The sequence below is a fragment of the Micromonospora sp. NPDC005220 genome (genome assembly GCF_040607895.1).
GTDB lineage: Bacteria > Actinomycetota > Actinomycetes > Mycobacteriales > Micromonosporaceae > Micromonospora.
Genome location: NZ_JBEXHP010000034.1, coordinates 36,003 through 53,981, shown reverse-complemented (window position 1 = coordinate 53,981; position 17,979 = coordinate 36,003). Strand labels below are relative to the sequence as shown.

At 72.2% G+C, this 17,979-nt stretch carries 16 protein-coding genes and 1 riboswitch; of the genes, 9 read left to right on the top strand and 7 right to left on the bottom strand.

The features are described 5' to 3' along the window. The first annotated feature begins 324 nt into the window (after positions 1-324). Entirely contained in the window at positions 325-516 is a 192-nt protein-coding gene (locus tag ABZU52_RS15720) for a hypothetical protein (protein ID WP_354971746.1), read from the top strand. 41 nt (positions 517-557) lie between these two features. On the opposite strand, the gene ABZU52_RS15715 is transcribed toward ABZU52_RS15720, so the two are convergent. Then, entirely contained in the window at positions 558-1,133 is a 576-nt protein-coding gene (locus ABZU52_RS15715) for a GNAT family N-acetyltransferase (RefSeq protein WP_354971745.1), read from the bottom strand. A gap of 35 nt (positions 1,134-1,168) precedes the next feature. On the opposite strand from ABZU52_RS15715, the gene ABZU52_RS15710 reads away from it, so the two are divergent. Then, positions 1,169-2,443, top strand: coding sequence for a glycosyltransferase family 87 protein (locus tag ABZU52_RS15710; protein ID WP_354971744.1), 1,275 nt, complete (start codon positions 1,169-1,171; stop codon positions 2,441-2,443). Here the strand turns inward: ABZU52_RS15710 and ABZU52_RS15705 are convergent. Beyond that, the gene (locus tag ABZU52_RS15705) at positions 2,342-2,893 is read right to left on the bottom strand and encodes a GNAT family N-acetyltransferase (protein ID WP_354971743.1); all 552 of its coding nucleotides are present in this window, start codon (positions 2,891-2,893) and stop codon (positions 2,342-2,344) included. The genes ABZU52_RS15710 and ABZU52_RS15705 overlap by 102 nt on opposite strands. A gap of 79 nt (positions 2,894-2,972) precedes the next feature. Here ABZU52_RS15705 and ABZU52_RS15700 point away from each other — a divergent pair, with 79 nt between their 5' ends. The 5 genes from ABZU52_RS15700 to ABZU52_RS15680 all read left to right on the top strand — a co-directional run bounded on the left by ABZU52_RS15700 (position 2,973) and on the right by ABZU52_RS15680 (position 9,445). Beyond that, positions 2,973-4,202, top strand: coding sequence for a crosslink repair DNA glycosylase YcaQ family protein (locus tag ABZU52_RS15700; protein WP_354971742.1), 1,230 nt, complete (start codon positions 2,973-2,975; stop codon positions 4,200-4,202). 4 nt (positions 4,203-4,206) lie between these two features. Beyond that, positions 4,207-4,869: a DUF2752 domain-containing protein gene (locus ABZU52_RS15695; protein WP_354971741.1), complete on the top strand. Its 663-nt coding sequence runs from the start codon at positions 4,207-4,209 to the stop codon at positions 4,867-4,869. Between the two features lie 1,120 nt (positions 4,870-5,989). Next, positions 5,990-6,730 carry an FAD-dependent thymidylate synthase gene (gene thyX / locus ABZU52_RS15690; protein ID WP_354971748.1) on the top strand — a complete coding sequence of 247 codons (741 nt, stop codon included), beginning with the start codon at positions 5,990-5,992 and terminating at the stop codon, positions 6,728-6,730. Between the two features lie 47 nt (positions 6,731-6,777). Continuing rightward, positions 6,778-7,704 (top strand): 4-hydroxy-tetrahydrodipicolinate synthase, encoded by a 927-nt coding sequence (gene dapA, locus ABZU52_RS15685; RefSeq protein WP_354971740.1) that lies wholly within the window; start codon positions 6,778-6,780, stop codon positions 7,702-7,704. A 52-nt stretch (positions 7,705-7,756) separates the two neighbouring features. Further along, on the top strand, positions 7,757-9,445 hold the full coding sequence (locus ABZU52_RS15680) for a ribonuclease J (protein WP_354971739.1): 1,689 nt from the start codon (positions 7,757-7,759) through the stop codon (positions 9,443-9,445). A 62-nt stretch (positions 9,446-9,507) separates the two neighbouring features. On the opposite strand, the gene ABZU52_RS15675 is transcribed toward ABZU52_RS15680, so the two are convergent. Together ABZU52_RS15675 and ABZU52_RS15670 are read right to left on the bottom strand one after the other, a co-directional pair. Then, positions 9,508-11,121: a YbjN domain-containing protein gene (locus tag ABZU52_RS15675; protein WP_354971747.1), complete on the bottom strand. Its 1,614-nt coding sequence runs from the start codon at positions 11,119-11,121 to the stop codon at positions 9,508-9,510. Between the two features lie 86 nt (positions 11,122-11,207). Further along, positions 11,208-11,687, bottom strand: a complete 480-nt coding sequence (locus tag ABZU52_RS15670; RefSeq protein ID WP_354971738.1) for a YbjN domain-containing protein — start codon at positions 11,685-11,687, stop codon at positions 11,208-11,210. 113 nt (positions 11,688-11,800) lie between these two features. On the opposite strand from ABZU52_RS15670, the gene ABZU52_RS15665 reads away from it, so the two are divergent. Beyond that, positions 11,801-14,260 carry a DNA translocase FtsK 4TM domain-containing protein gene (locus tag ABZU52_RS15665; protein ID WP_354971737.1) on the top strand — a complete coding sequence of 820 codons (2,460 nt, stop codon included), beginning with the start codon at positions 11,801-11,803 and terminating at the stop codon, positions 14,258-14,260. 66 nt (positions 14,261-14,326) lie between these two features. Here the strand turns inward: ABZU52_RS15665 and ABZU52_RS15660 are convergent, their stop codons facing one another. Together ABZU52_RS15660 and ABZU52_RS15655 are read right to left on the bottom strand one after the other, a co-directional pair. Beyond that, positions 14,327-14,572, bottom strand: coding sequence for a hypothetical protein (locus tag ABZU52_RS15660; protein ID WP_124771411.1), 246 nt, complete (start codon positions 14,570-14,572; stop codon positions 14,327-14,329). 83 nt (positions 14,573-14,655) lie between these two features. After that, positions 14,656-14,970 carry an SMR family transporter gene (locus tag ABZU52_RS15655; RefSeq protein ID WP_354971736.1) on the bottom strand — a complete coding sequence of 105 codons (315 nt, stop codon included), beginning with the start codon at positions 14,968-14,970 and terminating at the stop codon, positions 14,656-14,658. Positions 14,971-15,033: 63 nt separating this feature from the next. Continuing rightward, positions 15,034-15,103, bottom strand: a riboswitch (guanidine-III (ykkC-III) riboswitch). A gap of 92 nt (positions 15,104-15,195) precedes the next feature. Here ABZU52_RS15655 and ABZU52_RS15650 point away from each other — a divergent pair. Beyond that, complete coding sequence (locus tag ABZU52_RS15650) at positions 15,196-16,119, top strand: ornithine cyclodeaminase family protein (RefSeq protein WP_354971735.1); 924 nt, start codon at positions 15,196-15,198, stop codon at positions 16,117-16,119. A gap of 47 nt (positions 16,120-16,166) precedes the next feature. On the opposite strand, the gene ABZU52_RS15645 is transcribed toward ABZU52_RS15650, so the two are convergent. Further along, on the bottom strand, positions 16,167-17,978 hold the full coding sequence (locus ABZU52_RS15645; protein WP_354971734.1) for an acyl-CoA dehydrogenase: 1,812 nt from the start codon (positions 17,976-17,978) through the stop codon (positions 16,167-16,169). Position 17,979: the final 1 nt, after the last annotated feature.

Below are 17,979 nucleotides of genomic sequence, written 5' to 3'. Positions count from 1 at the left end.
CCGAAGCCATGGACGACGACGAGTTGATAGCAGAGCAAGTCCGCTAACCCGCCCCGCCCCGCCCCGCCCCGCCCGCCCCCGCCCCGCCCCCGCCCCGCCGATCATGGAGTTGTGGTGGGCGTGAGCTCCGCATAAGCCCCTTTTGCGAGGCACCACAACTGCATGATCGACGCGACCGGGGCGGGGGCGGCGTGCGGGGGCTGAGCCCGTCCGTCCCGCTGATCTTGCAGTTTCGGTTGTCGGGATGCGCGGAATGTTCCTTACGCGCCGGCGGGAAGCGCAAGATCGAGGGGCGGGTGGGCGCTCCCGCACAGCCTGGTGTCGGTGCAGGACCCGGACCTGTTCACCCTGCCGCGAGGGCTGGCCGACCTGGTCAGCGGCTCACTCGGCAGCGGCAACCGGTACCCGCTCAAGCTCGGCGCCGCGCTGCTGGCCACCATCCCGGTGGCGATCATCTTCGTGGTGTTCCAGCGGTACTTCGTGCGCGACGCCAACGACGGCTCGGACAAGGGCTGACCGGTCCGCTGTGGCGGCCCCGACCCGGGGCCGCCACACAGTCACTCGACCTTCTCGGCCGGAACGCCCACGTGCAGGCGGACCTGCGGCACCAGCATGTCGTCGACGTCCAGCGCCCGGGCCGCGCCGTCGGGCTCCCAGCCGGTGCTGGTGAGGAATTTCCGGGTCGCCTCGTCACCGTCGAACGCCCAGGCCACCGCCCGGGTCATGCCGTCCTCCCGCCACAGGTCGACGGCGGCGGCGAGCAGCCGACTGCCGTGCCCACGCCGACCCCAGCGCGGCTCCACGAGCAGGTCGGTCACCGCCGCCACGTCCGGGCCGAGCGCGTCGGCCGGCTCACCCGGGGCCAACGCCTCGCCGTCGGCCGGGCCGGAGGCGGCGAACCCCACCAGATACGATTGCTCGGCCTGTTCGACGGCGACCAGCACGCGGTGCGCGCCGGAGGGCGGCTCCAGCACCGCGGCGCTCCACCGCCGGGCGAGGAACGCCTCGTCCAGGTTGTCGAGCACATGCCGAGGCAGGATCCGGCGGTACGCGACCCGCCAGGTCGCGAGCTGGATGCGTGCGATCTCGCCGGCGTCCTCGGGACGCGCCGGGCGGACGTACCCGAGAGCCATGGGACGGAAGCCTACGCAGGGCGAGGGAGACGACGGTGGCGCAGGGTGCCAACAGGACGGCCGCGCAGGTCGTCGGGGTGGTGGTGCTCGCCGCGGCGGTCACCGGGTTCCTCGCCGTCGCGGCCGTCCGACACGGGTTCTTCGACCTGAAGGTCTACTACGGCGCGTTGACCTGGTGGGTGCACGACGGCGGGGAAATCTACGACTACCTCAAGCCGGGCACCCAGTACGGCTTCACCTATCCGCCGTTCGCCGCGCTGGTGATGCTGCCGATGGCGTACCTGCCGTGGTCGGTCGCGATCGTGGTGAGCGTGCTCGCCAGCGTGGTCACCACGACGGTGCTGATCTGGTGGCTGGTCGACCCGATCGCCATCCGCGCCGGCTGGACCCGGTGGTTCGCCCTGGCCGTGGCGCTCTGCCTGGCCGCCGCGTTCGAGCCGATGCGCGAGACGGTCAACTTCGGCCAGGTGAACACGCTGCTGCTCTTCCTGGTGGCGGTGGACCTGCTGCGGCTGTTGCCGGCCGGCAACCGGTGGACCGGCGTCGGCATCGGCCTCGCCACGGCGATCAAACTGACCCCTGGCGTGTTCATCGTCTATTTGCTGGTGACCGGACGGTGGCGGGCGGCGCTCACCGCCAGCGGCACGGCCGCCGGGGTTTCACTGCTGGCCGCCGCGCTCTTCCCGGACGCGTCCCGGGAATTCTGGACCGAGGCGCTGTGGAACACCGGGCGGGTGGGCGAGCTGGCCTTCGTCTCGAACCAGTCGCTGCGCGGGGTGGTCGCCCGGCTCGACCCGGAGCACCCGAACACTCTGCTGTGGCTACTGCTGGTGCTCGGCACCCTGGCGCTCTGGGCCTGGCGCGCCCGGGCCGCCGTCGCGGCCGGCGACGAGGCGACCGGCCTGGCGCTGACCGGCGCCGTGATGTGCCTGGTCAGCCCGGTCACCTGGGTGCACCACCTGGTCTGGCTGCTGCCCGCGCTGATCCTCCTGGTCGACAACGCGATGGCCGCGCCGGCCGGGCGCCGACGGCGGGTCCTGCTGGTCGCCGCGAGCATCGGGTACGCGCTGCTGATCAGCCGGACGGTCTGGTTCTGGGAGAAGGACTTCACCGGCGTCGACGGCTTCCTGGGCAGCAACGCCTACGTGTGGGTCAGCCTGGCGCTGCTGACCTTCCTGCCGATCCGCCGGTGGCTGACCCCGCCCGGGTCAGCGGTCGAGGCGCCCGGTGTACCGCAGCTCGACCAGCCCGACCGGCGGACCCCCGCCGGCCAGCGGAACCTGGTAAGTCGACCGCTCACCGTCCGGTGACAGGCCGGCGCGCTCGCAGAACCGCCGGGCCCGCCGATTGGCCGCCAGCACCCACGCCCGGTACCCGGCCCAGCCCCGCTCGGTGAGCCCGCTCCGGGCGGCGTCCAGCAGCGCGGCGGCGGTGCCGTCACCCCAGCGGGCCGGCTCCACGTAGAGCGCCACCACCTCGCCGACCGTCGGGTCCAGGTCGTCCCGGTCCTGGTTGCGGCGGTACGGCCCGAAGGTGGTGAAGCCCACCACCGACCCGTCCACCTCGCCGAGCAGGGTGGTGAACGGGTGCTCCGGATCGGCGGTGCCCACGTCACGACGGCGCTGCGCCCACGCCACCACGTTGAGCCGGCCGAGCACCTCGTCCGGCATGAAGCCGGCATAGCCCGCCTGCCAGCCGTGCACGTGCACCCGGGCGACCGCCTCGGCGTCGTCCGGCTCCTCCCGGCGGATGGTCAGCATTGCACCGTTCTATGCCCCGTTGGTCGTCACGTCCAGCTTCCCGCACCGGCGTCGTACCGATGAATTAAGGTCGCCGACGATGACCGCACCGGAATCACTCTCGCTCGCCCAGGCCCGCCGCGTGGCGCTCACCGCCCAGGGCTTCGCCGACCCGGCGCCCACCGGCGTGCCCACCCGCCGGCACCTGCGTCGGGTGCTGGACCGGGTCAGGTTGATCCAGATGGACTCGGTCAACGTGCTGCAACGCGCGCACTACCTGCCGCTCTACAGCCGGCTCGGGCCGTACCCGACCAGGTTGCTCGACCAGGCCGCCTACCGGCGTCCGCGCGAGCTGTTCGAATACTGGGGCCACGAGGCGTCGCTGGTCCCGGTGGAGCTGCACCCGATGCTGCGCTGGCGGATGGCCCGCGCGCACAGCGAATCCTGGGGTGGCATGCGGCGGATCGCCCAGGAGCAGCCGGAGCTGGTCGCCTGGGTCCGCGACGAGGTGGCCGCCCGAGGGCCGCTGACCGCCGCCGAGATCGAGCACGACGCGCCCCGGGAGACCGGCAACTGGGGGTGGAACTGGTCGGCGGTCAAGCGGGCGTTGGAGTTCCTGTTCTGGGCCGGGGAGGTGGCCGCCGCCGAGCGCAGCACCTCCTTCGCCCGCCGCTACGACCTACCCGAGCGGGTGCTGCCCGCGGCGGTGCTGGCCGCGCCCACCCCGACCGACGCCGAGGCGTACCGCACGCTGGTGGCCCTCGCCGCGCGGTCGCTCGGGGTGGCCGCCGAGCCGGAGCTACGCGACTACTTCCGGTTGCCGCTGGCCGGCGCCCGGCAGGCCGTCGCGGAGCTGGCCGAGGCCGGTGAGCTGGTGCCGGTCACCGTGGCGGGCTGGCGGCAGCCGGCGTGGCTGCACGCGTCCGCCCGGTTGCCCCGCTGGGTGCGGGGCAACACGCTGGTCAGCCCCTTCGATCCGCTGATCTGGGAACGTGCCCGTACCGAACGGCTGTTCGACTTCAGCTACCGGATCGAGATCTACGTCCCGGCGCCGCAGCGGGTCTACGGCTATTACGTGTTGCCCTTCCTACAGGGCGACCGGTTCACCGCCCGGGTCGATCTGAAGGCCGATCGCAAGGCCGGGGTGCTGCTGGTGCCGGCCGCCTGGCTCGAACCCGGCGCCGACCCGGGGGAGACGGCGGTGGCGCTCGCCGCCGAGCTGTACCGGCTCGCCGGCTGGCTCGGCCTGGACGCGGTGGCGCCGCCCGCGGCCGGCGACCTGGCCGGTCCGCTCACCGCCGCGTTGGCCGGCGTGTCCGGTGTACCGTGAGCGCGTGACGAGCGCTCCCGGACCGGTCGACCAGCCGCAGCCCGCCCCCGGGGTGGTCCACACCGCGCCCGCAGATGGCGTTCTCGGCGGCGCGGCTCCCGATGGGCCCGGTTTCGGCGGCGCGGGCATCGGCGGGTTCGGTCCCGCTGGCGCGGTTCCCGGCGGCTCGGGGCCGGAGGGTTGGCCGACGACCCCGCCGGGTGGCTACGCCGCACCCGAGCCGGACCGGCTCACCCGGTTCGTGCTGCGACTCTACGAGCGCTCCCCGCGCTGGGCGGTGCCGCTGGCCGCGGTCGGCTGCGTCGCCGTCGGCATGAGCTACGCGCTGCTCAGCAACCCGACCCACGCCGACCCGGACGCCGCGCCCAGCTGTCTGCTCAAGTTGACCACCGGGCTGGACTGCCCAGGCTGTGGTGGCACCCGCGCCCTCTGGTACGTGCTGCACGGCGATCTGCCGGCCGCCGCCCGGCACCACTTCCTGTTCGTCTTCGCGCTGCCGTTCCTCGCGTACCTCTTCGTGGCCTGGGCGGGCAGCCAGGCGTTCGGTTGGCGACTGCCCGAGCTGCGGATCAGCTCCAAGGTCATCGGCGGCTTCCTGGCCGCGTGGCTGGCCTTCTCGGTGCTGCGCAACCTGCCCTGGGCGCCGTTCACCTCGCTCTACGTCTGACCCGCCGCTGCCCGACGCGCCGGTACGCAGATGCGGTGCTCGGCGGGCATGTGCTGCACGAGCTCCCTTTGGAGCTGAATCGTTTGCGACATCACGTGCCGCTTCTTCCGGCCGCTGCCGTGAGCCGCCCCTCCGGCGCCTGCCGCCCTCCGAGGCCCGCCGTCCGTCGCCCCCTCCGGCGTCCGCCGTCCGTCGCCCCCTCCGGCGTCCGCCGTCCGTCGCCCCCTCCGGCAGCCGTTGCCGCCTCCTCCGACGCCCCCGCCTAATGATCGACTCGGCGTTCAAGAAACCGGGCTGTCCACCTGGCCCGGAAACCCGGCTTGCAGGAACCCGAGTCGATCAGCCGGCGGGCGGCCGCGCGGCCACTCCCTCGGCGCATGGCGGCCGACGCACCTAGCCCAAGATCGTGCTCGATCCAGGATGTAGTGGTATCGAGCGCGGCGAATGCCACTACTTCCAGAACAACACCGTTGCGTTAGCGCTGTGGCCGGCGGGTCAACCGGTGCTGGCGAAGGGGCTCCTGGTAGATCACCGTAGGTGGAGCGGGAAGCTCGCGCCGATCTTGCGGTTTCGGTTGTCGACTTGAGTGGGACGCGGCTTGTGTCGGGACAGGAATTGCAAGACCGCGGAGCAGGGGCAGTGCAGGCGCGGCGATCATGGAGTTGTGGTGCCCGGCTTGGCGGCTTACGGGCGTTTTGTTGCCCACCACAACTGCGTGATCGGCGAGGCGGCGCCGGTTGACGAACAGCCGTTAGGCCTAACGCAACGGTTCTGACTTCCGGAGTGTTGCGCGCGATCTTGCGGGCGGAAGCGGCTGACGGGGTCGTTCGCGTGCTAGGTGCTAGGTGCTGGGTGCTGGGTGCTGGGTGCTGGGTGCTGGGTGCTGGGGTGCTCGGGCCTCGGTCGGCGGCCAATCCGCCGGGGCTGATGTCGCAAACGATTCAGCTCCAAAGGACGCCTACGCAACTGTCCGCCCCAGCCTGGACGAGGATGCTCGGACCCGGTCCACGCCCCGGGGCGTCGTCCGCGTCGCCGCGCACCGAGTGATCGACATTGCACCGGGGCGCGCCTGAGTTGGGCCGGCCGGCACCGCACCACTAAAGTCCCAGGGATGCCGGACATGGTGCAGCCCCAGGTCAAGTTGATCGCGTGGACTCAGTTCGCGGCCCCGGACGACGTGCCGTGGTCGACCGACGCGGAGGGTGGCCAGGCGCTCGCCGAGTTCGCGGGCCGGGCCTGCTACCAGTCGTGGAAGAAGCCGAACCCGGCCACCGCCACCAATGCCGGCTACCTGGCGCACATCCTCGAGGTGGGCCACCTGAGCGTGCTGGAGCACGGGTCGGTCACCTTCTACTTCACCGGTGTGTCCCGCTCCTTCACGCACGAGCTGATCCGGCACCGCCACTTCTCGTACTCGCAGCTCTCCCAGCGGTACGTCCCGGAGCGGGACGCGGCCATGGTCGAGCCGGCGGTCATCGCCGACGACCCGGAGCTGCACAAGAAGTTCGTGGCGGCCGCCGAGGCGAGCGTGCAGGCGTACAACGAGTTGCTGGAGGGCCTGGAGCAGCGCTTCTCCGACGAGCCCAACCCGACGCTGCGCCGCAAGCAGGCCCGGCAGGCGGCCCGCGCGGTGCTGCCCAACGCCACCGAGACCCGCATCGTGGTCACCGGCAACTACCGGGCCTGGCGGCACTTCATCGCGATGCGGGCCACCGAGCACGCCGACGTGGAGATCCGTGAGCTGGCCGTGGAGTGCCTGCGTCAGCTCCAGGAGGTCGCCCCGAACGTGTTCGCCGACTTCGTGATCTCGACGTTGCCGGACGGCACCGAGGTGGCGGCCAGCCCGCACGAGGCGTCCTGAGCCCTTCCCCGGCGGGCCCCGGCTGGTCGTCCGCTAGGTTGGAGGGTATGACGCACGACCACCTCGACGCCGCGGCCCGACCGGCGTCCCGCCCCTTCGGCCGGCTGATCACAGCCATGGTGACCCCGTTCACCCCCGACGGTTCCCTCGACCTCGACGGCGTCGCCCGGCTGGCGAGCCACCTGGTCGACGAGCAGGGCAACGACGCGCTGGTGGTCAACGGCACCACCGGCGAGTCGCCGACCACCACCGACGCGGAGAAGGAACGCCTGATCCGGGCCGTGGTGGAGGCCGTCGGTGACCGCGCCAAGGTGGTCGCCGGGGTCGGCACCAACGACACCCGGCACACCATCGAGCTGGCCGCCGCCGCCGAGAAGGCGGGTGCGCACGGTCTGCTGGTGGTCACCCCGTACTACAACAAGCCGCCGCAGAGCGGGTTGCTGCGACACTTCACCGCGGTGGCCGACGCCACCGGCCTGCCGGTGATGCTGTACGACATTCCGCACCGCTCCGGCGTGCCGATCGACACCGAGACGTTGGTCCGGCTCGCCGAGCACGGCCGGATCGTCGCGGTCAAGGACGCCAAGGGCGACCTGACCGCCACCAGCTGGGTCACCAGCCGCACCGCCCTCGCCTTCTACAGCGGCGAGGACGCCCTCACCCTGCCGGCGCTGGCCGTCGGCTCGGTGGGCGTTGTCGGCACCTCGACGCACTTCACCGGGGCGCTGACCGTACAGATGATCGAGGCGTACGACGCGGGGGACATGCCGACCGCGCTGGCCCTGCACCGGCGGCTGCTGCCGCTGTTCACCGGCATCTTCCGTACCCAGGGCACCATCCTGGTGAAGGCGGGTCTGGCGTCGCTGGGCCTGCCGGCCGGCCCGGTGCGACCCCCGCTCGTGGACGCCACCGACGACGAGATCGCCCAGCTGCGCGCGGACTTCGCGGCAGCGGGCCTGGAGCTGCCCGAATGAACGAACGACACGATGGACGTCGAGTGACGGCGTCGCAGAATGAGGTGGACGCGTGACCGAGGCGCACATCGAGGCGGAACTACCCCCGCCGCTGCCGGAGGGCGGCCTGCGGATCATCCCGCTCGGCGGGCTTGGCGCCATCGGTCGGAACATGACCGTCTTCGAGTACGACGGCAAGTTGCTGATCGTCGACTGCGGGGTCCTCTTCCCCGACGTCGAGCAGCCGGGGGTGGACCTGATCCTGCCCGACTTCGGTCCGATCCTGGACCGGCTGGCCGACGTCCAGGCGATCGTGCTGACCCACGGTCACGAGGACCACATCGGCGCGGTGCCGTACCTGCTCGCCCACAAGCCCGACATCCCGCTGGTCGGCTCACAGTTCACCCTCGCCCTGGTCGAGGCGAAGTTGGCCGAGCGGCGGATCCAGCCGTACACGTTGACCGTGCGGGAGGGCGGCCGCGAGCGGCTCGGCCCGTTCGAGTGTGAGTTCTTCGCGGTCAACCACTCGATCCCGGACGCCCTCGCGGTGGCCATCCGCACCCCCGCCGGCCTGGTGCTGCACACCGGCGACTTCAAGATGGACCAGCTGCCGCTGGACGGCCGGATCACCGACCTGGCCGGTTTCGCCCGGCTCGGCGCCGAAGGCGTCGACCTGCTGCTGTCCGACTCCACCAACGCGGAGATCCCCGGTTTCGTCACCCCGGAGCGGGAGATCGGGCCGGTGCTCGACTCGATCTTCGCGAAGGCCAAGGGTCGGATCATCGTGGCGTCGTTCGCCTCGCACGTGCACCGCGTGCAGCAGGTCTTCGACTCCGCCGCCGAGCACGGCCGCAAGGTCGCGCTGATCGGCCGGTCCATGGTCCGCAACATGGGCATCGCCCGCGACCTCGGCCTGCTCAACATCCCGGTCGGCCTGGTCATCGGGATCGAAGAGGCCACCACGCTGCCGCCGGAGCAGATCGTGCTGATGTCCACCGGCTCGCAGGGTGAGCCGATGAGCGCGCTGGGCCGGATGGCCAGCGGCGACCACCGGCACATCACCATCGCCCCCGGTGACACCGTCGTGCTGGCCTCCTCGCTGGTGCCCGGCAACGAGACCTCGGTCTACCGGGTGATCAACCGGCTCGCCCGGGCCGGTGCGGTGGTCGTGCACAAGGACGTGGCAAAGGTGCACGTCTCCGGGCACGCCCCCGCCGGGGAACTGCTCTACCTGCTCAACGTGGTCCGGCCCAGCAACCTGATGCCCGTGCACGGCGAGTGGCGTCACCTGCGCGCCCACGCCCGGCTCGGCATCGAATCCGGGGTCGCCGCCGACCGGGTGGTGATCTGCGAGGACGGCGACGTGGTCGACCTGGTCGAGGGTCGCGCCAGCCTGGTCGGGCACGTGAAGAGCCGGTACGTCTACGTGGACGGGCTGGCCGTCGGTGACGTCAGCGAGTCGCTGCTCACCGAACGGCGGATCCTCGGTGACGGCGGTTTCATCGCCACCACCGTGGTCGTCGACTCGGTCACCGGCAAGGTGGTCGCCGGCCCGACGCTCTCCGCGAAGGGCTTCTCCGAGGACCCGGAGGCGTTCAACCCGGTGGTGCCGCTGGTCACCGAGGCGCTCAACCGGGCCGCGGCGGACGGCATCACCGACCCGCACCAGCTCCAGCAGATCGTCCGGCGGACCGTCGGGCGGTGGGTCAACGACAAGTACCGTCGTCGGCCGATGATCGTGCCCACCGTGGTCGAGGTCTGAGCAACGTCCGCTGACGCCGGCCCACCCGAAAGGTGGGCCGGCGTTCGTCGTACCCGGGGCGGTCAGGGCAGCGCGGCGACCGCCTCGGCGTACGCGACGCCGGTGGCTATGGCGGCTTCCACGAGGACCCGCAACTGCGCCGGAGCGACCCCGTGCGCCAGGTCGGTGGCCAGGTCGCCGGCGAGCACCAGCTCGTCGCCGAGGTCGTGGGCGTACGCCTTGGGCAGCAGCCGGTCGTGGTTCCACGCGTTGCAGAAGGCGTACGCCTCGGAGCGGCGGGCTGCCGGCAGCCGGCGGTTGGCCATGGCGCGGGCGTGCAGCACCTCACCGCGTTCACCGGCCCGCCGGAACTGGATCACCGCACCCTCCCAGTGGCCGACCACGGTCTCGCCCTCGTCCACCAGGTACCGGTCGCCGCGCCCGTCCAGGATCGCGGTGATCATGGCGAGGGAGAGCGCGGACAACTCGCGGTCGCCCAGCTCGGCCTCCTCGTCGGAGCGGTCGGCACCCGAGCGGTCGGCGTGGGAGCGGTCGGTGTGGGAGCGGTCGGTGTCGGGCTCGTCGAGCCCGTCCGGGTCGTCGTCGGCGGGCAGCGGAACCGGCGTTGCCAGCGGGCGCTCGGCCAACCAGGCGGCCATCCGGCCGGAATGGTGCCCGGTGCCGTTGCGCGCGTCGAAGCTGCCGGCCAACTCGCTGGCCACCCCGAGCAGCAGCGCCCCGAGCGCGGCGACGTCCAACTCGGTGGCCGTCCGCTCGCCGTACGCCGGGCGGGGTATCGTCCGCCCGCCCAGCCCGGCGTCGGCGGCCAGCCCGCAGACCAGTGCCCCGGCGGCGGCGAACTCCATGGCGGCGAAATCATCGGTCGGCCGGTCCAACCGGGGCAGCTGCTCGGTCAGGATGGCCAGGCCACGTTCCAGGTGCCCGCCCAGCGCGCAGAACCGCAGGTGCGCGGCGAGGTGCGGGAACGCCGCCCGCTCGCGCCGGTGCCGGCGGTACGCCCGCACGTGTGCCCTGGCCGCCCGCGCCGGCTCGCCGGTGCGCAGTGCGGGCAGCAGACCGGCGACCAGATCCCGCTCGGGCTGGTCGGTGCAGGACCGCGGGTCGCCGTCGGACTCGGCAAGCTCGGTGAGTGCGGCCGTCCACTCGCCCCAGCCGGCCAGCAGCTCGGCGCGCCGGGCCGAGGCGCAGCCCGGACAACCGCCGGCCGGGCCGGGCCGTTTTCCGGACCATCGCTCGTACCAGTGCCGGGCGGTGGGCTCGTCGCCCAGGTGATCGGCGATCCGGCAGTGCAGCTCCGCGACGGTCGGTGTGTCCGGGCCATCCGCGCCGACCCGGTGGGCCAGGTCGTGCAGCAGGGACCGGGTCTGGTCCAGCCCGACCCGGGGGGTGCCGAGCAGCGCCTCCACCGCGTACCGCTGGTAGCGCAGCAGCAGCCCGGTCTCCGGGCCGGTGAGCAGGTCGGGCCGGTGGTCGGCGGCGGCTCGGCAACGCCGCACCGGCTCGACCAGCCGCCACCGCTCCCCGTGCAGCAGGTACGCCTCGACCAGCGCGAACCGCGCGTCCATCCCGGACCGGACGTCGCCGGCGGCGTCGGCGCGCTCGGCGAGCCGTTCCAGGGCCACCTGCCGGGCCGGGCCGTCGGGGAGGTCCCGGGCGTCGGCGAGCGCGGCCACCAGCGCGGGTACGCGGCCTCGCGCGAGGCGGTCACCGGGGCCGGTGGGTGGCGTGCCGGTGCGGCTGCCGGTGAACTCGTCGCGGCCGGTCACGACGGCACCGCGCCGGGCAGTCGACGGACCGCCACGGCCAGCTGACAGCCGGTGGAGATGCCACAGTCGAGCAGTTGGTCGAGCTGGTGTGGGGTCACGCCGCGTTCCAGGTCGGTGATCACCTCTCCGTACACCCGGGCCCGACCGCCGTCGTCGACGTGCACGAACGCCTTCGGCCAGAGCCGGTCGTGGTTCCAGGAGTTGCAGAACGCGTACAGGTCGGGAACCCGTTCGATGCCGAAGGTCGGATCGACCATGGTACGGATCTGGAGCAGCTCCCCGTCCCCGCCGACGCGGAGGAACCAGATCATGTTGTCGTCGAAGTGGCCGACGAGGTCGCCGTCGGGGGTCAGGCCGACGGACCGGCCGCGGGCGGCGAGCACCGCGGCGACCAGTTCACCGGTCAGCGGGCGCAGCGCGCCAGGGTGCCCGGCCAGCGGATCGTCCGGATCGCCCTCGATTTCCGGCGACGCCATGGGGCATCCCTTCTGAGGCGGATATCACGACCGGCGGTGGGGTTCGTGTTACGACGCGCGGACACGACCCGGAAAAGCGGGGATCTGCCCGGCCCCACCGTTACCGTGACTCTATGGCGGGCCGTACCTCTCAGGCGAGCCGGCGGCGCGGCGCGTCGCCGCGCGGTGGCACCAACAGTCGTGCCCGTCAGCCGGCGAAGAAGACCACCCGGGCACCGGCCCGACGTCGTACCACGCCGCCCCGGCCCGGCCCGGCCGTCTACGTCGGCCGTGCGGTCGGTGCACTGTGGATGGGGTTGGCGCACGGGATGGGCTGGGCGGTGCGCGCCGCCGGCCGGCAGGCCGCCTCGGCCCGCGACCTCGACCCGGAGCACCGTCGGGATGGCGCGGGCCTGCTCATGTTCGGGCTCGCCCTGCTCAGCGCGGTGGCGCTCTGGCTTTCCGGGGCGGGTCCGGTGGGCGCGCGACTGGCCGACACGATCCGGCTGTTCCTGGGCGCGATCTCGGTGGTCGTACCGGTGCTGCTGATGATCGGGGCGTGGCGGCTGATGCGTCAGCCGGCGGACCCGGAGCACCGGGGCCGCGGGCTGATCGGCTGGGGCTCGCTGCTGGTGTCGACCGCCGCGCTGCTCCAGATCGGTCAGGACCCGGCCGACCCACTGCAACGTGACTTCGCTGGCGGCCTGGTCGGCGCGGGCGTCGGCGGGCTGCTGGAGCGGGCGGTGACCGCCTGGGTGGCGGTGCCGCTGCTCATCCTGCTGCTGCTCTTCGGCCTGCTCGTGGTGACCGCGACGCCGATCAACAAGATTCCCGAGAGGCTGGGCCTGCTCGCCGGTGGGCTGGTCGGCGCACCGGAGACCGACGAGGAGGCGGACGAGCCGGCTGCCAAGCCGGCGCGGAAGCGACCGGCCAAGCGGATGCCCCCGCCGCTGGACCCGGACGACTTCGAGGACCTGGACGGCGCGGACCTCCAGGAGACCATGGTGCTGCCGCGGAAGTCTCCGGCGAAGGTGCCGGCGAGCCGCAAGCCTCCGGTCGACCCGCCGGAGCACTCGCCCGCCCCGACCCGGGCCGAGCAGCTCGCGTTGACCGGGCTGGCCGGGGACTACACCCTGCCGCCGGCCAACATGCTCAGCGCCGGGGCCGCCGCGAAGACCCGCAGCAAGGCCAACGACGAGGTGATCGCCGCGCTGACCGGCGTGTTCGACCAGTTCGATGTGGACGCCGCGGTCACCGGCTTCACCCGTGGCCCGACCGTCACCCGCTACGAGGTGGAGCTGGGGCACGGCGTCAAGGTCGAGCGGATCACCCAGCTGTCCCGCAACATCGCGTACGCGGTGAAGTCGCCGGACGTCCGGATCCTCAGTCCGATCCCGGGCAAGAGCGCCGTCGGCGTGGAGATCCCGAACACCGACCCGGAGAACGTCGCCCTCGGCGACGTGCTGCGCTCGCGGGCGGCGACCAGTGACCACCACCCGATGGTGGTGGCGCTCGGCAAGGACATCGAGGGCGGCTACGTGGTGGCCAATCTCGCGAAGATGCCTCACATTCTCATCGCAGGGGCCACCGGCGCGGGCAAGTCGAGCTGCCTCAACACCCTGCTGGTGTCCATCCTCACCCGGGCCACCCCGGACGAGGTGCGGCTGCTGCTGATCGACCCGAAGCGGGTCGAGATGACCGGCTACGAGGGGATTCCACACCTGGTCACCCCGATCGTGACCAACGCCAAGAAGGCGGCCGAGTCGCTGGACTGGGTGGTCCGCGAGATGGACATGCGCTACGACGACCTCGCCGCCAACGGGGTCCGGCACATCGACGACTTCAACCGCAAGGTCCGCAATGGCGAGATCAAGGCTCCGCCGGGCAGCGAACGCGAGATGCGTCCGTACCCGTACCTGTTGGTGATCGTGGACGAGCTGGCCGACCTGATGATGGTCGCGCCGCGCGACGTGGAGGACTCGGTCGTCCGGATCACCCAGCTGGCTCGGGCCGCCGGCATCCACCTGGTGCTGGCCACCCAGCGCCCCTCGGTCGACGTGGTGACCGGTCTGATCAAGGCGAACGTGCCGTCCCGGCTGGCGTTCGCCACCTCCTCCCTCGCGGACTCAAGGGTCATCCTCGACCAGCCGGGCGCGGAGAAGCTGCTCGGCCGTGGTGACGGGCTCTTCCTGCCGATGGGCGCCTCCAAGCCGGTCCGCATCCAGGGCGCCTGGGTCACCGAGCGCGAGATCGCCGATGTGGTGAAGTTCTGCAAGGACCAGCGTGAGCCGGAGTTCCGCAAGGACGTGCTGGCCCCGGCGCAGGAGAGCAAGAAGAAGATCGACGAGGACATCGGCGACGACCTGGACCTGTTGGTGCAGGCGGTCGAGTTGGTGGTCACCTCGCAGTTCGGCTCGACCTCGATGCTCCAGCGCAAGCTGCGGGTCGGTTTCGCCAAGGCGGGCCGCCTGATGGACCTGATGGAGACCCGGGGAGTGGTCGGGCCGTCCGAGGGGTCGAAGGCGCGCGACGTGCTGGTCAAGCCGGACGAGCTGGACGAGGTCCTGGTCGGCCTGCGCGGCGACGGGGACTGACCGACAGCCGACCGGGGACGCACGACGGGCCCGCCGGAATCCGGCGGGCCCGCGACGTGGGGGCGGTCAGTTGTTGATCAAAGCGCCAATGATTACCAGGCTGATGATCGCGGCGACGACGCTGGCCACGGCGGCGTACCAGCCCAGCGGCTTGTCGCCGAGCACCGCGCCGACGACGCCCGCGATGACGCCGAGCACGCCGAAGATGATCGGGTTGAGCAGCAGGGCCAGGACCGCGAAGACGAAGCCCACGATGGTGAGGATGCGGGCGGCGCTGCTGCGGGGACGGGCGGTGCTCGGCATGTCAGCCATGTCTTCCTCCGGTTGAGAGCCTGTCGTGACAGATCGATCACTACCCACTGTGGGCGTGGGTCACGCCTGCCGACGGGGGCGCCTCAGTGGAAGACCTTCAACCCGATCACGCCCGCGACCACCAGCAGCAGGCAGAGGATTCGGGGCAGGCTCGCCGACTCGCCGAGCGCCAGCATCCCGACCAGCGCGGTGCCGACCGCGCCGATACCGACCCAGACCGCGTAGCCGGTGCCGACCGGGATGTCCCGGAGCGCGTACGACAGCCCGGCCATGCTCAGCAGCAGGGTCACCACGAACACCACGGACGGGATCGGCCGGCTGAAACCGGCGCTGCGGTCCAGGGCGATCGCCCAGGCCGTCTCCAGCAGTCCCGAGATCACCAGTACGAGCCAGGCCATCGTCCACCTCACCGGAAAGCGCCCGGGGCTGCGCCGCCGGGACGAGTCGAGTCTGCACGTCACGCGGGGCGTCTTGGCCTGACCGGGTACGCCCACCACTCGTCCGGAGCGGCCACGAGCACCCGGCCGCCGGTGCCGACGCTAGCACCGACCACGGCGGGGCGACGGTGACCACCGCCACGGTCCGTTGACCTCTACCTGACTTCAACGTGCAGTATCGCCAGCATGACCATGCTCTATGCCGACCCCGAGGTCGCCGCCGCGCTGGACGCCGCCACCACGGTCGAGGCCATGCGCGCCGCCCTCCTGGCCGCGTACGAGGGGCGCCTGATCGCGCCACCCCGGGCCGCCGCACCACTGAGCGGCGGGCGGATGGTGCTCACAGCCGGGCACCTGGTCGGCGAGTGGTACGGCTTCAGCTCGTACGACACCTTCGGCCATCCGCAGGGTGCGCAGTCGGTGGTGCTGCACGACGCCCGTACCGGCGCGGTCCGGGCGGTCGGGGTGGGTGCGGAGCTGGGGTTGCGGCGGACGGGGGGACTGGGCGGGGTGGCGGTGGATGTGCTGGCTCGACCGGACGCCGCGACGCTCGGCCTGATCGGCGCCGGCCGGCAGGGCTGGGCGCAGGTCTGGGCCACCGCGGCGGTCCGTCCGCTGCGCGAGGTGAGGGTGTACTGCCGCTCGGCGGCCCGGCGGGACGCCTTCGCCGCGCGGGTACGCGCCGAACTCGGCGTACCGGCCCGAGCGGTTGACTCGGCCCGGGCGGCGGTGCGCCACCGGGACGTGGTGGTGCTGGCCACCACCAGTTCCACGCCCGTGCTCGACGCCGCCGACCTGGCGCCGGGCACCCACGTCACCGCGGTCGGCTTCAAGCAGCGCGGGCGCGCTGAGTTCGGGCTCGACCTGCTGGACGTCACCGACGTCCTGGCCGTCGACTCACCGGCCCAGGCGGCCGCCTACCAGCCACCGATGCTCGCGGCGCTGCCCGCGTACGCCGGACGACTGCGCGACCTGGGTGCGGTGCTGGCCGGTGCGGCACCCGGCCGGACCACGGCGGACGAGGTGTCGCTCTTCTGTTGCACCGGGCTGGCCGGCACGGAGGTCTTCCTGCTCGATCGGCTGGTCCGGGTGGGCGTCCCGACGCGCTGACCGGCGGCGGATGACAACCGCCCGCCGCCGTGGCGCGTCCGGACGTGTCAGAGCGCTGCCGAGTCCAGCCGTGGCAGCGCGCTGTCGGTGAGCGTCAGGATGCGCCGTCGGCTGGACAGCTCCGGTAGCACCGACCTCGCGAAGTACGACGCGACCGCGACCTTGCCCGTGTAGAACGGCCGGTCCGGCGCCACCGGGCCGGCGTCCAGGGCGGCCGAGGCGACCTCCGCCTGCCGCAGCAGCAACCAGCCCACCAGCAGGTCACCGATGCTCATCAGCAGTCGTACGGTGTGGTGCCCGACCAGGTGGAGCCGGGTCGGGTCCTCCCGCGCGGAGAGCGCTAGGCCGGCCATCGTGCCCACCATGTCCTCGACGTCGGACACGGCGGTGCGCAGCAACTCCCGTTCCTCCTTGAGCCGGCCGTCACCGCGGTCGGTCGCGGCGAACCTCGTCATCTCGGTCAACAGATGCTGCAGCGCCTGACAGTTGTCCCGAAGGATCTTGCGGAAGAAGAGGTCCATCGACTGGATGCCGGTCGTGCCCTCGTAGAGCGAGTCGACCCGCGAGTCGCGCAGGTACTGCTCCAGCGGGTGGTCGGTCAGGTAGCCCGAGCCGCCGAACACCTGTAGGGCCTGCGACAGTTGCTCGTGCGCCCGTTCGGCGCTGACCCCCTTCACGACCGGCAGCAGCAGTTCGTGGATCCGCCGACACAGGTCGGCGTCCGGGCCGGGCCCGGCCATTCGGTCCTCGAAGTCGGCGGCGAGCAGGTACAGCGCCCGTAACCCCTCGGCGTACGCCTTCTGCGTCAGGAGCAGACGCCGCACGTCGGGATGCTCCACGATGGGCACCGGCGCACCGGCCGGCGTGGTGGGCGCGAGAGCGGCACCCTGACGGCGGTCCCGGGCGTAACCGAGGGCCTGGAGGTAGCCGGTGGAGAGCGTGCTGATGGCCTTGACACCAACGGTCATCCGGGCCCAGGAGATGATGTGGAACATCTGCGCGATGCCGTCGTGCTCGTCGCCGAGCAGCCAACCCTCGGCCGGTACGCCGTGCTGCCCGAAGGCCAGCTCGCAGGTGGCGGAGCCGCGTAGGCCCAGCTTGTCCTCCAGTCTGGTGGCGAAGACGCCGTTGCGCGCCCCGATGTCGCCCGATCGCGAGTCGAACCGGAACTTGGGCACGACGAAGACGCTCAGGCCCTTACTACCCGGCCGGGAGGCCACACCGGGCCCCTCGGGTCGGGCCAGCACGATGTGCAGGATGTTCTCGCTCAGGTCGTGCTCGCCGCCGGTGATGAAGCGCTTGACCCCGGACAGGTGCCACGACCCGTCCTCCTGGCGCACCGCCCTGGTTCGGATGGCTCCGACATCCGAACCGGCATCCGCTTCGGTGATCGCCATCGTGGCGGTCCAGTGCCGGTCGATCACGTGCCGCGCCCACCGCCGTTGCTCGTCGTCACCCAGCCGGTGCAGGAACGCCGCGCCGTTCGGGCCGGTGCTGAAGTAGAGGTAGAGCGCCGGATTGGCGCCGACGAGCAGTTCGACCGCGGCCCAACGGACGGTCGAAGGCAGGCCGGGGCCGTCCAGGTGGTCCGGCAGTAGCAGGTTGCCCCAGCCTCCGTCGAGCAGTGCGCGGTAGGAGGCGGCCAGCGCCGCCGGCACCCGGACGGTGTGCGTCTCGGCGTCGAAGTCGGGGGGCTGCCGGTCGGCCTCGCGGAACGACTCCGCCACGGGGCCGGTCGCCAGCGTGTCCACCTCGTGCAGCAGGCGGCGGATGGTGTCCCGGTCGAGGTCGTCCGCGTTCTCGGACATCTCGACCAGGTTGAACTCCAGGTCGCGCAGGTTGCTCCGGAAATGGTTCATC